Origin of the sequence: Desulfitobacterium nosdiversum (assembly GCF_049860565.1) — a bacterium.
In the GTDB taxonomy this organism is placed as follows: Bacteria; Bacillota; Desulfitobacteriia; order Desulfitobacteriales; family Desulfitobacteriaceae; genus Desulfitobacterium_A; species Desulfitobacterium_A nosdiversum.
Window position 1 is genome coordinate 1,534,703 of record NZ_CP172056.1, and the last position, 14,424, is coordinate 1,549,126.

Here is a 14,424-nt window from a genome sequence, read left to right on the forward strand (position 1 = left end):
ATGGTTTGAATCGTCTTAAAGTGAGATTTGCTCCTGCGAAAGTGCGCCCAAATTGAAATGGCATCTATTTTGCATCAAAAGTAGGTTATGAAAACCCATGATTAAAGAAAGGGGAACACAAGGTGGAGGACTTCACAAAAGTTTTGGAGCTTGCCTATAAGTATGAGCAGGAGATCAGCAATTTTTTACGGGATCTAATTGCTATTCCAAGTGAAAGCTGCAAGGAAGAAAACGTGATATTGCGCATTAAAAAAGAGATGGAAGACGTGGGTTTTGATAAAGTGGTTATCGATCCGATGGGAAATATTTTAGGATATATCGGACACGGCAAACACATCATTGCTATGGATGCACATATCGATACTGTGGGAATCGGCGATTCTTCGCTATGGAAATACGATCCTTACTTAGGCTATGAAGATGAGGAGATCATCATCGGGAGAGGGGGAAGCGATCAAAGCGGAGGAATGGCTGCCATGGTGTATGCAGGAAAGATCATCAAAGAGTTAGGACTTGTCGATGACTATACGCTGATTGTTGTCGGTTCTGTCCAGGAAGAAGATTGTGATGGTTTATGCTGGCAATATATTTTGAATGAAGATCGCCTCCAACCGGAATTCGTTGTAATTACTGAGCCAACGGATGGCAAGATCTATCGCGGACACCGCGGCCGGATGGAAATCAAGGTGACAACTAAAGGAATCAGCTGTCATGGCTCAGCCCCAGAACGAGGAGATAATGCAATTTTTAAAATGGCACCGATTTTGACAGAATTGCGTGCTCTCCATGAAAACCTAAATGATCACCCCTTCCTCGGTAAAGGAAGCTTAACGGTTTCTGAGATCTTTTTTACATCACCTTCCCGTTGTGCAGTTGCTGATAGCTGCTGGGTTTCCATTGACCGCCGCCTGACGGCCGGCGAAACAGCTGAATATGCGCTTCAGCAAATCCAAAATCTCCCAGCAGTTAAGGCAGCTCATGCAGAAGTAACACTGTACGCCTATGAGCGGCCTTCGTACACTAACCTGGTATACCCAACCGATGCCTATTTCCCGACATGGCTTATTGAAGAAGACCACCCCGTTTGCAAGACACTGGAGGAGGCTCATAAACGATTGTTTAAGACTGATCCCGTTGTAGATAAATGGACGTTTTCGACCAACGGAGTTTCAATTATGGGCCGCTATGGAATCCCTTGCATTGGATTTGGGCCGGGTCATGAAGATCAAGCGCATGCACCGAATGAGCGAACTTGGAAAAAGGAATTGGTCAATGCCGCAGCTATGTATGCCGTCATTCCGATTTTTTACACCCATGGGTACGCAGACAAAATGCCAGAGGCTACAGAGAACTTGGTGCGCGTTGATTAAGTGAACGACTGAAGACGAAATTCCAAAGCAATAAAGAGAAAGGAGAAAAGAAAAAAGAAGAAAAGAAAAAGAAATATTACAGATCTTTTAAGAATAAGGAGATAAGAAATAAAGATAAAGTTAAGGAGGATTATAAATGCAATCCATTTTCCGTGGGAAACACTTCATTAATCTTGAGGATTTTACAAAGGAAGAAGTTGACACCATGCTTGAGGTCTCATTTGACCTTAAGAAGAACTTCGCTATGGGTGTTGCAACGCCTTATTTGCAGAACCAAACCATGTTTCTCATGTTTTTTGAGCAATCGACCCGAACACGGAATTCGATGGAAGCAGGTATAGCACAACTTGGCGGGCATGCTAACTTCCTGGATTCCAGCAATATGCAAGTAGCCCATGGCGAAACGCCCAAGGATACAGCTATTATTTTATCCCGTTTTGGTCATGCCATCGCGGCACGTTACTGTAATTGGGGCATCGGCAATCAATATTTGAATGAAATGGCAAAATGGTCAACAGCTCCCGTAATGAATCTGCAGTGTGATCTTTACCATCCCTTCCAAGCGTTAGCCGATCTTATGACAATGAAAGAAAAAATAGGCGATCTAAAAAGAGTTAAAGTATCGATCATTTGGGCTTATGCAGAAAGCCATAAGAAACCCATTTCCGTTCCTGTATCCCAAATTCTTTTATTCCCCCGCTATGGGATGGATGTAGTTCTAGCTCATCCAAAAGGCTGGGAGCTTCCCGGTTGGGTTATTGAACAGGCGAAGGCTAATGCGGAACGCTTCGGCGGCTCAGTTAAGGTAACTCATAATGAAGAAGAGGCATATGAAGGAGCACATATTGTCATCCCGAAAAACTGGGGAAGTTGGGTTAATGACCAAACTGGTGCGACAACAGTAGGCGCATCAAAAGTAATTGATGATAGACTGCTTGCTCAGAAATCTTGGAAGTGTACAGAAGCGAAAATGGCGACAGCAGATAAAGACGTAATGTATATGCACGCCTTACCCGCGGACCGGAATAATGAAGTTGAGGATTCCGTAATTGACGGACCCCATTCTATTGTCTATGACGAAGCTGAAAACCGCCTCCATACGGCTAAAGCGGTAATGACTTTATTGATGGGTGGAAGATAAAGGTGAATAAATTAGCTGTTGTTGCCATCGGCGGGAATTCTCTGATTCGAGACGACTTGCATCAAAGCGTCGAAGACCAATACGCAGCAATTTGTGAAACTGCACGCCATATTGTAGGGATGATCGAGCAGGGGTATGAAGTGATTGTTACGCATGGGAATGGCCCGCAAGTTGGGTTTATTCTTCGAAGGTCAGAGATAGCAAATGAGGTCGCTTCTATGCACAGCGTACCCCTCGTCAGCTGCGGAGCAGATACCCAGGGCTCAATAGGGTATCAGATTCAGCAAGCCATTGATAATGAATTCCGCAAAAGAGGGATTAATAAAGCCTCCGTGACGATTATTACGCAAGTCTTAGTGTCACGTGAAGATCCGGCTTTTCAGAAACCTTCTAAACCTATCGGCTCCTTTTATAGTGAAGAACAAGCTCTGGAGATGCAAAAAGAACATTTGGGTTGGATTATGATCAATGATGCAGGGCGGGGGTATCGCCGCGTCGTACCCTCTCCTTTGCCCCAGCAAATCGTGGAGAAAGAGGTGATCCGCAGTCTAGCCCAAGCAGGATACTGTGTTGTTGGTGTTGGAGGGGGAGGAATCCCGGTTATAGCAAAAGCTAATGGAGAACTCGAAGGTGTTGATGCAGTTATTGATAAGGACTTTGCCTCGAGTCTTCTGGCAGCGGAGATTCAGGCTGATTTGCTTATTATTTCAACAGGGGTGCCTCAAGTTTATTTAAACTATGGGAAGCCGGATGAAAAGCCTCTGGATCGGGTTACTCTTGCAGAACTTAAAGAGTATGCAAAAGAGAATCATTTTGCACCCGGAAGTATGCTGCCTAAAGTTCAAGCTGTCATTAACTTTCTTGAACACGGCGGTAAACAAGCGATTATCACAAACCCGGAATCGCTGGAAGACGCTATTGCAGAAAAAACAGGGACCCATGTTTTTCCGTAGGACGGTGAATCAAACATGGCTATTATTTTAAGCGGCGGACATATGGTTACAGCTGCAGAAATAGTTGAAGCAGACGTTCGTATTGAAGGTGAAAAAATTGTGGGCATAGGAAAGAACATCCTAAGAGCTCACGATGAAGTCATTCCTGTGGACGGCTGTTTTTTATTTCCGGGAGGAATTGATCCGCATACCCATTTTGACTTGCCTGTCGGGGAGACCGTTACAGCAGATGATTTTTGGAGCGGGACAAAAGCAGCATTGCTTGGCGGAACGACAACGGTCCTGGATTTTGCAACGCAGTTTAGAGGGGAGAGCTTAAGAGAAGGTTTAGCCAACTGGCATAAAAAAGCATTGGGGAAAGCATTTGTGGATTACGGTTTCCATATGGCAATTACGGACTGGAATCAATCCACAGCCCAAGAAATGCAGGAGCTCACGCAAAAGCAGGGCGTTTCTTCATATAAACTCTATATGGCTTATAAAGGGACATTGCAAGTTGATGATGGGGTATTGCTCGAAGCTTTGCGTCAATGTAAACGTCTAGGTGCTCTTATCTGCTTGCATTGTGAGAACGGGGATATTGTAGCTGATCTGATTCGAGAAGTTCAAAAAACGGGAGAAGTCTCTACAGCCTCGCATCCGCGCACCCGACCGATTATTGCTGAGAAAGAAGCGGTTTCACGTGCAATTGCTTTAGCGGAGGTCGCGGAAGCTCCTCTCTATGTCGTCCATTTAAGCTCCGGTGAAGCGTTTGAGGTTATCGCTCAGGCTAAACAACGGGGACGTCCGGTTTATGCCGAAACCTGTCCTCAATATCTCCTGCTGGATGAATCAGTCTATGATTTACCCGGCTTCGAGGGAGCAAAGTATGTGATTTCGCCTCCTTTACGGGCTAAAGAAAACCAGGAAGCCTTATGGCAAGGCATTCGAAGCAAAATGATCAATACAATAGCTACAGATCATTGTTCGTTCAACTTTCGAGGGCAGAAGGAGCTGGGGAAAGAGGATTTCAGTAAAATACCCAATGGCATGCCAGGAGTTGAAACACGGATGGGATTGCTCTATACCTATGGTGTCGTATCAGGGAGAATCACGTTACCGGAATTTGTGGATCTTACCTCAACGCAAGCGGCAAAGCTTTTTGGGTTATTCCCGCGCAAAGGGACAATCGCCCTTGGCAGTGATGCCGATATCGTGGTCTGGGATCCGCGAGTTACCACAAAGATTTCCGTAAAATCACAGGTTCAGAAGGTGGATTATTCTCCTTATGAAGGTTTTAAACAGGATGGGAAAGTTCGTTACGTCTTTTTGCGGGGTCAACAGGTTGTGAATGAAGGACAATTAAATGATGAGCAGCCTAAGGGAATATATCTTTACCGTAACGCATTTTCTGCATAGAGGGGTGGAAGAAAATGTATACGATTGAGGTCAACGGTAAGAGTTGTTTTATTGAAAAAGATATTAATATTCTGGATTTTCTGCGCGAGGAACTTCATATTACATCTTTAAAAAACGGCTGTGGAGAAGGCGCTTGCGGGGCTTGTACGATTCTTGTCGATGGAAGAGCAGTGCGGTCTTGTATTCTGAAAGCATCTAAAGTAAATGGGAAAAAACTGTTGACCGTAGAAGGTTTGTCCGAACAGGAAAAAGAAACGTATTCTTGGGCTTTTGCAGAAGCCGGTGCGGTTCAGTGCGGTTTTTGTATTCCGGGTATGATTATCAGTGCCAAGGGCCTGCTGGATAAAAAACTAAACCCGACCTCACAGGAAATTCGAGAAGCAATCAAAGGAAATATTTGCCGCTGTACAGGGTACGTTAAAATTGAGCACGGTATTCAGCTTGCAGCCAAGGCCATGCGTGGAGAGGTTAAACCTCAGTTTGCCAGCAGGATCAACGAGGGAGTGGGGACGAATTTAATCCGCATTGATGCTGTTGAAAAAGTCCTCGGAACTGCACAGTATGTGGATGATCTATATGCTGAAGAGATGCTCTTTGGAGTTGCCCTGCGTGCTGAATATCCTCGCGCCGCGGTTAAATCGATTGATGTATCCGCTGCAAGAGATTACCCTGGTGTTGAAGCCGTAATGACAGCAGAAGATATTCCTGGCGAGCGTTATTGGGGGCATATTTTCCATGACTGGCCTACACTTGTCGCAGTCGGAGAAGAAACACGATATATAGGCGATGCCATTGCCATAGTTGCTGCCCGTACAAAAGAACAGGCTCGAGAAGCTGTCAAATTGATCAAAGTAGAATATCAGGAACTTGAGCCTATCACTTCCCCAGCAGATGCTTTAATTGAGGGAGCCCCGCAAATTCATCCGAAGGGTAATCTCTTAAGTAAAACACAGATCCGAAGGGGAATCCCTGAGCAAGCGCTCGCCCAATCCGCTTATGTCGTCTCCAATCGATATTCTTTGCCGCCTACTGAGCATGCATTTATGGAGCCTGAAAGCGCTTTCGCCCTCCCGCAGTCCGATGGAAAATTAACGGTTTATGTAGGGAGCCAGAGTGTCTATGATGATCTGCATGGGATTATGGCGATCTTGGGATTGCCCCAAGAAAAAGTCCGCGTGATCAGTAAATGTGTCGGAGGAGCCTTTGGCGGAAAGGAAGATCTCATTGTTCAGCATCACGCAGCCTTGCTCGCCTGGAAAACTCAAAAACCAGTCAAAGTGACCTTAACCCGGCAAGAAAGCATTCTCATTCATCCTAAACGTCATGCTATGGAAATTGAAGTTACAACAGGATGTGATGCTGAGGGGCATATCACAGGAATTAAAGCGAATATTTTAGCTGACTGCGGTGCCTATGCTTCCCTAGGTTCGGCTGTATTGGAAAGGGCGTGTACCCATCTTTGCGGTCCCTATGTTGTACCCAATATCGAAGTGACTGGACGTTGTGTTTATACCAATAATCCACCAGGGGGAGCCTTCCGAGGCTTTGGCGTACCCCAATCCAATTTTGCCTCGGAAACGAATCTCAATCTTCTTGCGGAGAAAGTCGGGATTTCTTCTTGGGAAATTCGTTTTCGAAATGTGTTAGAACCTGGGAAAGAAGCTCCTAATGGGCAGATTGCTGATGATGGAACGGCTCTTAAGGAAACCTTACTAGCTGTTCGTGAAGTGTACGAAGCTTTTCCTTATGCAGGAATCGCTTGCGCTTTCAAAAATGCGGGCATTGGCGTCGGCTTGCCGGATATCTCGCGCGTAAAGCTGAAGGTCGAGAAGGGAAAAATAAGGGTTTATACGAGTGCCCAATGTATAGGCCAAGGCTTGGCAACGATCTTAATGCAGATATTAAATGAAGCAACAGGAATTACTGGAGACAGAATTGAAGTCGTACCTCCCGATACTGATCTTACACCGAATGCAGGAACAACGACCGCTTCCCGACAAACTCTTTTTACCGGAGAAGCAACTCGTCAAGCTGCTTTGCGATTACAGCAAGCGCTTGAATGTAAATCACTCGATCAATTAGAGGGAACAGAATATTATGGGGAATACTTTGGAAAAACGGATTCTCTTCAATCGGATCAGCAGCATCCTACCCATCATGTTGCTTATAGTTATGCGACACATGTCGTAATTCTCGATGAAAAGGGTAAAGTTCAAAAAGTTATTGCTGCACATGACAGCGGCCGAGCGATTAATCCTCTAGCACTGGAAGGTCAAATTGAAGGAGGCGTAACAATGGGGTTAGGCTACGCCCTTCGGGAGCATTTCCCATTAAAGAAGGGAGTGCCGGCCGTGAAGTATGGGACTTTGGGACTCTTGCGTTCCACGGATAGGCCTGAAATTGAGCCTGTTATTATTGAAAATAATCCTTCGCCGCTCGCGTATGGAGCAAAAGGTGTAGGCGAGATCTCCTCAATTCCTGTTGCCGCCGCTGTTGCCGGAGCTTATAAAAAACTTGACGGAAAACTGCGTTTGAGTTTACCCTTGAGGGGGACACCGTATATGCAATAGGATAAGGATGGAATTGCTCATGCCAAATATTTACGCTAAGCTCATGGAAATGGTTGAAAATCATCAGGTTGGTGCCAGCATAATCGTTATTGCTGGAGATCCGAAGCTTTGCCCGACAGGAACAAAGTTACTTGTGAATGAAGCTGGAGAAATTATTGAAGGCTATATTAATAAGGATGTTTTTATACGAATCCAAAATGAACTCCTAAAGATTATTCAGAGCAAAGTCCCTCAGAGCATCAATATTGATATCGCAGACCTGCTGAACTTATCTTTAGCCGCGCAATTGACGCTTTTTATCGATCCTATCTACCCGAAGACACAATTAATTATATTAGGAGGAGGACATATCGCTCTTCCGCTCGCAAAGCTCGGAAAGTTTTTGGATTTTCAAGTTATGGTAGTTGATGACCGGTCTTCTTTTGCTAATTTTTTTCGTTTTGGAGAAGCTGATGAAGTTATCTGCGAGGACTTCGAAAAAGCAATTGAACAATTAACTTTTGATGTTAACACATTCATTGTTATTGTGACGCGGGGACATCATTATGATAAAGTGTGCTTAGGAAGTGTACTTAAGAGCCCTGAAAGGCCTGCTTATGTCGGAATGATTGGAAGCCGGAAAAAAATATCCGCGATTATGAATGCACTCCAAGATGAGGGGATCTCCGCAGAGCAGCTTAGAACCGTTCATTCACCGATCGGACTTGATATAGGCGCTCAAACTCCTGAGGAAATAGCCATGAGTATTCTTACTGAAATTATGATGGTTAAGCGTTATGGAGAGAGCAGGGATCTAGAAGCGAAAAGTTTAAAAGATATAAGTCTAATTAGGGTAAAGGAAGAAAAAAATTAATGGATAATAAAGTACTCGAGTCAATGATAAAATTCAATGAGGAAACATCTTTAGACGACAGGTTAAATGCCACCTTGAATTCTGCTGCTGTAGCTACAATTATTTCTACTTCAGGTTCTGTTCCTCGTAAGGCTGGAGCACAAGTCCTAGTTTTTCATGATGGAAGGGCTATCGGTACAATCGGCGGGGGAAGCAGTGAAGCCGAAGTCCTTCAGCACGCTCTTCATGTCATCGATCAAGGAGAGCCAACGATAGTTGATATCAATTTAACCCATGAAGCAGCTGAAGAAGAGGGAATGGTATGCGGCGGAATTATGAAGGTTTATATAGAACCTGCAATGTATACACCTCCGCAGGGTAACTTTTAGGATAAGAGAAAATTTAAGGATGAGAAGATGAATAGATTGCGACAACTTACAGGACCTATGGTACTGATTCGCGGCGCGGGGGAACAAGCCAGCGGAGTAGCCTGGGCTTTAGTAAAAGCAGGCTTTCGTGTAATCATGACAGAGGTTGAACAGCCCTTAATGGTTCGCTGGCCGGTCAGTTACGGAACTGCAGCTGCAGCAGAAGAAAGGCGATGGACTGTTGAAAGGATTACAGCTTATCATGTCACTAGCGCAGATCAATTTGAAGATAAATGGGCAGCAGGAGGAATCCCTATTTTAGTTGATCCGGAACTAACGTGTCTGAAGAAATTCCAGCCTGCGATTCTTGTGGATGCGATAATGGCCAAACGAAATTTGGGAACCTGCCGTGATATGGCACCCTTAACAATCGGCTTGGGACCAGGGTTCACGGCAGGTAAAGATGTTCATGTTGTGATCGAAACCAATCGAGGGCATAATTTAGGGCGAATTATTTTAGAAGGCACAGCTGAACCCAATACCGGAGTGCCGGGAGATGTTGCTGGATACAACTGGGAACGGGTCGTTTATTCCTCTCAAGCAGGAACTTTTCGGGCAGCTCGAAAAATTGGCGAACGGGTAGCCCGTGGAGATGTTCTAGGAATCATTGAGGGGGAACAACGGCAAGATTCCGTTCTTTCGCCTCTCGGGGGCATAGTACGGGGGTTGATACAGACTGGAACTTATGTTGCTTCCTATATTAAAATTGGAGATATTGATCCTCGCGAAGAAAAAGAATACTGCTGGACCATATCGGATAAGGCCCGAGCAATCGGAGCAGCAGTTTTACTCAGTATTTTAGAACAAAAAGCATTACGCCTGGTCTGAATAGACGGACGTAATGCTTTAAAATTTAGGTGCATATATCTATTTATACTATATTTTTATACTGTATCAGATACCTATTCATAATTTACAAGCTAAGAACAACACATTAACTATAGCTAAATTTTTATAGCTAAAGTTTGCGTATTAAGCTTTCATTGCGCTTAAGAGGAGACGAAGTGTCAAATTCTTTTAAAATTGTTACGGTTTGTGCCCCATCTAAGAGGAATTGAACACTTTTGACGTTTGAAAGTGTTGTTAAAGTGTCAACAATGCTATAAAGGATTAATTGTTCTCCAGTAGCACCGCCTGAGAAGTTCGATTTGAATTGTTTGGAAAGATTGATAGTAGCGATTCCATCCTTAACCGTTGCGCTTAAAAGCTCGGTACCTTTTGGCAAAGCTGGCTCAAGACCTGAAGGCGGGTTGCTTAATTCACTAAACATAGCCTTAATAATTTCGTCGTTGGCCACGGTTACAGTTCGCTCGACAGGTACAAGCCCGCTTGCATCAGGTGCGGGGAAATAAAGAGTTACTTTGACCGAAGTAGCTGAAGATGAACCAGTGGATGACGTATTTCCGGATGAGGAATTGTTGGCTGAGCCTGAATCACTTGGAGTTACGGAAGCATTAGATTGTGTCTTTACGGTATTTGAACCGCAACCCGTTAATCCGGTCAGTAGTACAAGTAAGGCTATAAGAATTAAGGCGAAAGGCCGGGTTTTTTTTACTAAAGTATGTATCATGAACTTACCACCTTTCCATTATGCTGTGTACAAAGATTCCAAGCTTATTCTATCATGATTTAAACCTTACGAAAAGATAAGTTCGTTCCTAGGGGAAATCAGTCAAAGGCTAAAATCAAAAATAAGTCGAAATAGGAAGGAAAAATGAAACCAGGGGAGAATATTTAGAGTCGTGAAATAATTCGTTTCATATAAGTAAGATATAATTCTACATATTCATGGAGACAAAAAGAGGATTCCACGACTTTTTGGCGAAGAATTCTATACAAGTCTTGACATTCTCAAGAAAATGTGACAGGGTGGCGAACAACGGTCCGTGGACTATAGAATTCCAGAAGATGTCGTTGAAGACATAAGAATACACACTGATATTGTAGAAATTATATCTCAGTATGTTCCTTTACAGCGTAAAGGAAAAAATTATTTAGGGTTATGTCCTTTCCATTCAGAAAAAACTCCGAGCTTTACCGTGACACCCGATAAACAGATGTTTTATTGTTTTGGTTGTCATACGGGGGGGAATGCGTTTCATTTTCTCATGAAAAAAGAGAACTGGACTTTTCCCGAAGTGCTCGAACATTTAGCCCAGAAATACGGGATTATGTTACCCGAAAAAGAATTATCACCGCGGGAAAAAGAGCTGCAAGCCCGTCGACATCGTTGGGAAGAGATTCATGAATGGGCTACAGCTTACTTTCATGATATTCTTATGAATCGCCCGGAAGGTGAATTGGGACGGCAATATTTTGCAAAGCGGGGAGTCGACCCTGATACAATGAAGGCTTTTCGCCTCGGATATGCACCTGACCGTTGGAATGGATTGATCGAAGCTCTTTCAACTCGAGGGGTTAACCCTCATGAGCTTGCTGAAGTTGGCTTGGCCATTGAACGGGAAGGACAGGAGGGAAAAGGAAACCGGGGGTATTATGACCGTTTCCGTAACCGCATTATTTTTGCCATCTCAGATTCTCGTCAAAAAACAGTTGCCTTTGGCGGTCGCGTCCTCGACGATTCCTTACCGAAATACTTGAACTCTCCGGAGACTGCTTTTTTTAGCAAAAGACATCATTTATTTGGGATGAACCGAGCTTATCAAGGAATTCGCGAATACGGATTTGCCTTGTTGGCGGAAGGTTACATGGATGTAATTGCTTTGCAGAGAGCAGGCTTTACTAATGCAGTTGCCTCTTTGGGAACAGCTTTGACTAAAGATCAGGCAAAGCTGCTTAGACGTTACACACAACGAATTGTTGTAGTCTATGACTCTGATAAACCAGGTGTTCAAGCCACGCTTCGGGCGGGTGAAATATTAAGGGAAGCTGGTTTTCGGGTCGATGTTTTAAGTTTAGTTGGGGCTAAAGATCCAGATGAATTTTTAAAGGCTCAGGGTACCGAACAATTTAAGAAAGCGTTAGATCAAGCTAAACCTTATATTGAATTTAAGTATTACGTTTATATTCAAGAGCACACCGTACACAGCGCACCCGAAAAAAGAGAACTGGTCAGTGCTTTGGCCGCAGATATAATCAAGGTGTCGAGTCCGGTTGAACGTGAAGGATATGAACGCTTTTTAAGTTTAGAACTTGGTCTTACTTTGGAAGCAATTCAGCAAGAAATTGAGAGTAAAGACAGGAAAAAGTCAAAGGATCGACATGAAAATGAATATTTTCAGGAAAACCAGGATATTTCTGTAAAAAACAGAGATAATATCAATAGGTATGTAAATCCTGTTCCTTCTGCCATTACGGTTCCTAATGCTGTCTTTCGGGCAGAACGAATTCTTCTACGCCTTTTGCTGGAACAGTCAGTATCTGTCGCTCAAGTTGAAGCGGAACTCGGCAAGGACTTTTGGAAAGTTCCTATCCATAAGCAACTTTTTGATTCGCTTGAAGAAGTTCAACTTCAAAACGGAGCGGGAATTCCGATTCAAGTATCGGAAGAATTACAAAGCCAAATCGCGAATATTATGGTTGAAGAGACAGATGTGTCCCAGCCCGAGAAACTTTTTCAGGATTGTTTACGTCAAATCCGGTCCATACGATCGGAAGAAACTGTAGAAGAATTGCAAACCCGTATGGTCGCTTTAGAAAAATCCGGTGATATGGCAGGGGCAATGGCCCTGTTAAAAGAGATAGGAGAGCGGTTAAGAAGTGGCGAAAAGTAAGGTTATGAGCACGCAAAAACAGACTCCAAAGGAAGGTACGGAACCCATGAATGAGGAACAATTACGGGTCGAAGCGGTTAAGGAACTCATTCAAATCGGAAAAAAGAAGGGTTCCCTTACGTACCGTGAAATAATGGATGCTCTCCAAGGAATTGAGCTCACAACCGACCAAATAGATGAAGTATATGAGCAGCTTGGCCGTATGGGTATTGAGGTAATACCCGTACCGGAAGAAGAGGAAGAAGTTTTAGAAAAAACCACGGATGATGATCTAAGCGATGATGGAGAAGATGCGGGTGCCGCAGAAGACACGGATGTTGATCTTACCGTACCGGAAGGGGTAGGAATTGATGATCCTGTCCGCATGTATTTAAAGGAAATTGGCCGGGTTCCTTTGCTGACAGCTGAGGAAGAAATCGATCTTGCTAAAAGAATGGAGCAGGGAGATGAAGGCGCTAAACGGCGGTTAGCGGAAGCGAATCTTCGCCTTGTTGTAAGTATTGCTAAACGTTATGTCGGTCGGGGTATGCTTTTCCTGGATTTGATTCAAGAAGGAAATTTAGGACTGATTAAAGCAGTTGAAAAATTTGATTATACTAAAGGTTATAAGTTCTCTACCTATGCGACATGGTGGATTCGCCAGGCAATTACGCGTGCAATTGCTGATCAGGCTCGGACTATTCGTATACCTGTTCATATGGTTGAAACGATCAATAAACTGATTCGGATTTCCCGCCAACTTCTGCAAGAGTTAGGACGTGAACCTGCACCTGAAGAAATCGCAGTTCAAATGGATATTCCCGTAGAACGCGTACGTGAAATTATGAAAATTGCTCAAGAGCCGGTTTCTTTGGAAACTCCAATTGGTGAAGAAGAAGACTCGCATTTGGGAGATTTTATTCCAGACGAAGATGCACCGGCTCCCTCGGAAGCTGCTTCCTTTATTCTTCTTAAAGAGCAGTTGGAGGAGGTTTTAGAAACACTCACACCTCGTGAGGAAAAGGTCTTGCGGCTGCGTTTTGGTCTCGATGATGGCAGAACTCGGACTTTGGAAGAAGTAGGGCAGGAATTTGGAGTTACACGTGAACGGATTCGTCAGATCGAAGCAAAAGCACTTCGGAAACTCCGTCATCCCAGCCGTAGTAAAAAACTTAAAGATTATCTTGAATAAAAAGTATCTGAATAAAAAGCTGGCTCTACCTAAAAACTAAGGTAGAGCCTATTATTTATTCTTATTAAAATATCTTTATTTGAAGGCAGAATTCTATTTAATTACAGGCAGAATTAAATTTGGAATGTTTTTTTTAAGGAATAGCTTTTTTAGAAATTTCTAATAGATTTTTCGTAAAAATTTCGGAAACCAAAAAATTATTGATTTTTAACTGCTTAAAGCTTGACTATAAAAAGTGTTTTGCGTATAATAATCCATGCAAAGGCCATTCCTCGATAGCTCAATGGTGGAGCAACCGGCTGTTAACCGGTAGGTTGTAGGTTCGAGTCCTACTCGGGGAGCCATTTTTTTTATTCCTTATCCGGGCCCATAGCTCAGCGGTAGAGCTGCCGGCTCATAACCGGTTGGTCCTAGGTTCGAACCCTAGTGGGCCCACCATCTGAATATTTCATGGCCCGTTGGTCAAGAGGCTTAAGACACCGCCCTTTCACGGCGGCTACACGGGTTCGAATCCCGTACGGGTCACCAAACACAGATCATGATGTGGGCGATTGGCTCAGTCGGGAGAGCGCATCCTTCACACGGATGAGGTCATCGGTTCGATCCCGGTATCGCCCACCAGAAATAAAAGGCTTTAGGCCTTTTTTATTTTTAACCATTTTGCTTATGTGCAGTTTTATCTAATTAAGTTTTTATAGCGCTTTCCCTTTATGGGAAGGTGCTTTTTTATTATAAGAAAGTATTTTAGCAGATTTTAAAATTTCCTTTTATTAGTTAATTGGAAGGATTTATAAAACACATGTCGAAAAGTAGTTAATATTTCATAT

Annotated in this window: 11 protein-coding genes and 4 tRNA genes; 14 read left to right on the plus strand and 1 reads right to left on the minus strand. The window is 43.7% G+C overall.

Features of this window, described 5'->3' with window-relative positions; translation table 11 throughout:
* Window positions 1-122 precede the first annotated feature (122 nt).
* The 8 genes from ACHOLT_RS07250 to yqeB all read left to right on the plus strand — a co-directional run bounded on the left by ACHOLT_RS07250 (window position 123) and on the right by yqeB (window position 9,520).
* Window positions 123-1,370, plus strand: coding sequence for a YgeY family selenium metabolism-linked hydrolase (locus tag ACHOLT_RS07250; RefSeq protein WP_425806877.1), 1,248 nt, complete (start codon window positions 123-125; stop codon window positions 1,368-1,370).
* A gap of 136 nt (window positions 1,371-1,506) precedes the next feature.
* Entirely contained in the window at window positions 1,507-2,511 is a 1,005-nt protein-coding gene (locus tag ACHOLT_RS07255; RefSeq protein WP_425806879.1) for an ornithine carbamoyltransferase, read from the plus strand.
* A gap of 2 nt (window positions 2,512-2,513) precedes the next feature.
* Window positions 2,514-3,464 (plus strand): carbamate kinase, encoded by a 951-nt coding sequence (gene arcC / locus ACHOLT_RS07260; RefSeq protein ID WP_425806881.1) that lies wholly within the window; start codon window positions 2,514-2,516, stop codon window positions 3,462-3,464.
* Window positions 3,465-3,479: 15 nt separating this feature from the next.
* Window positions 3,480-4,862 (plus strand): dihydropyrimidinase, encoded by a 1,383-nt coding sequence (gene hydA / locus ACHOLT_RS07265; RefSeq protein WP_425806883.1) that lies wholly within the window; start codon window positions 3,480-3,482, stop codon window positions 4,860-4,862.
* A gap of 14 nt (window positions 4,863-4,876) precedes the next feature.
* Complete coding sequence (gene xdh, locus ACHOLT_RS07270; RefSeq protein ID WP_425806885.1) at window positions 4,877-7,432, plus strand: selenium-dependent xanthine dehydrogenase; 2,556 nt, start codon at window positions 4,877-4,879, stop codon at window positions 7,430-7,432.
* 19 nt (window positions 7,433-7,451) lie between these two features.
* Window positions 7,452-8,285, plus strand: a complete 834-nt coding sequence (locus tag ACHOLT_RS07275; RefSeq protein ID WP_425806887.1) for an XdhC family protein — start codon at window positions 7,452-7,454, stop codon at window positions 8,283-8,285.
* Complete coding sequence (locus ACHOLT_RS07280) at window positions 8,285-8,653, plus strand: XdhC family protein (RefSeq protein ID WP_425806889.1); 369 nt, start codon at window positions 8,285-8,287, stop codon at window positions 8,651-8,653. The genes ACHOLT_RS07275 and ACHOLT_RS07280 overlap by 1 nt, the downstream gene beginning before the upstream one ends.
* 27 nt (window positions 8,654-8,680) lie before the next feature.
* Window positions 8,681-9,520 (plus strand): selenium-dependent molybdenum cofactor biosynthesis protein YqeB, encoded by an 840-nt coding sequence (gene yqeB / locus ACHOLT_RS07285; protein ID WP_425806891.1) that lies wholly within the window; start codon window positions 8,681-8,683, stop codon window positions 9,518-9,520.
* Between the two features lie 130 nt (window positions 9,521-9,650).
* Here yqeB and ACHOLT_RS07290 read toward each other — a convergent pair whose 3' ends face one another.
* Window positions 9,651-10,262, minus strand: a complete 612-nt coding sequence (locus tag ACHOLT_RS07290; RefSeq protein WP_425806892.1) for a GerMN domain-containing protein — start codon at window positions 10,260-10,262, stop codon at window positions 9,651-9,653.
* Window positions 10,263-10,578: 316 nt separating this feature from the next.
* On the opposite strand from ACHOLT_RS07290, the gene dnaG reads away from it, so the two are divergent.
* From dnaG to ACHOLT_RS07320, 6 genes are all read left to right on the plus strand, one after another.
* Window positions 10,579-12,426: a DNA primase gene (dnaG, locus tag ACHOLT_RS07295; RefSeq protein ID WP_425806894.1), complete on the plus strand. Its 1,848-nt coding sequence runs from the start codon at window positions 10,579-10,581 to the stop codon at window positions 12,424-12,426.
* Complete coding sequence (gene rpoD / locus ACHOLT_RS07300; protein WP_425806896.1) at window positions 12,413-13,597, plus strand: RNA polymerase sigma factor RpoD; 1,185 nt, start codon at window positions 12,413-12,415, stop codon at window positions 13,595-13,597. The genes dnaG and rpoD overlap by 14 nt, the downstream gene beginning before the upstream one ends.
* A gap of 269 nt (window positions 13,598-13,866) precedes the next feature.
* Window positions 13,867-13,941, plus strand: a tRNA-Asn gene (locus tag ACHOLT_RS07305).
* Window positions 13,942-13,960: 19 nt separating this feature from the next.
* Window positions 13,961-14,035: transfer RNA gene (locus ACHOLT_RS07310), tRNA-Ile, on the plus strand.
* A 14-nt stretch (window positions 14,036-14,049) separates the two neighbouring features.
* Window positions 14,050-14,125: transfer RNA gene (locus ACHOLT_RS07315), tRNA-Glu, on the plus strand.
* Window positions 14,126-14,142: 17 nt separating this feature from the next.
* Window positions 14,143-14,218, plus strand: a tRNA-Val gene (locus tag ACHOLT_RS07320).
* The last annotated feature ends 206 nt before the right edge of the window (window positions 14,219-14,424 follow it).

Excerpts from the sequence above, each read along its gene's own strand:
- ACHOLT_RS07255 (WP_425806879.1), top strand. The coding sequence starts at position 1,507 with ATGCAATCCATTTTCCGTGGGAAACACTTCATTAATCTTGAGGATTTT.
- hydA (WP_425806883.1), top strand. The coding sequence starts at position 3,480 with ATGGCTATTATTTTAAGCGGCGGACATATGGTTACAGCTGCAGAAATA.
- xdh (WP_425806885.1), top strand. The coding sequence starts at position 4,877 with ATGTATACGATTGAGGTCAACGGTAAGAGTTGTTTTATTGAAAAAGAT.
- ACHOLT_RS07275 (WP_425806887.1), top strand. The coding sequence starts at position 7,452 with ATGCCAAATATTTACGCTAAGCTCATGGAAATGGTTGAAAATCATCAG.
- ACHOLT_RS07280 (WP_425806889.1), top strand. The coding sequence starts at position 8,285 with ATGGATAATAAAGTACTCGAGTCAATGATAAAATTCAATGAGGAAACA.
- yqeB (WP_425806891.1), top strand. The coding sequence starts at position 8,681 with ATGAATAGATTGCGACAACTTACAGGACCTATGGTACTGATTCGCGGC.
- ACHOLT_RS07290 (WP_425806892.1), bottom strand. The coding sequence starts at position 10,262 with ATGATACATACTTTAGTAAAAAAAACCCGGCCTTTCGCCTTAATTCTT.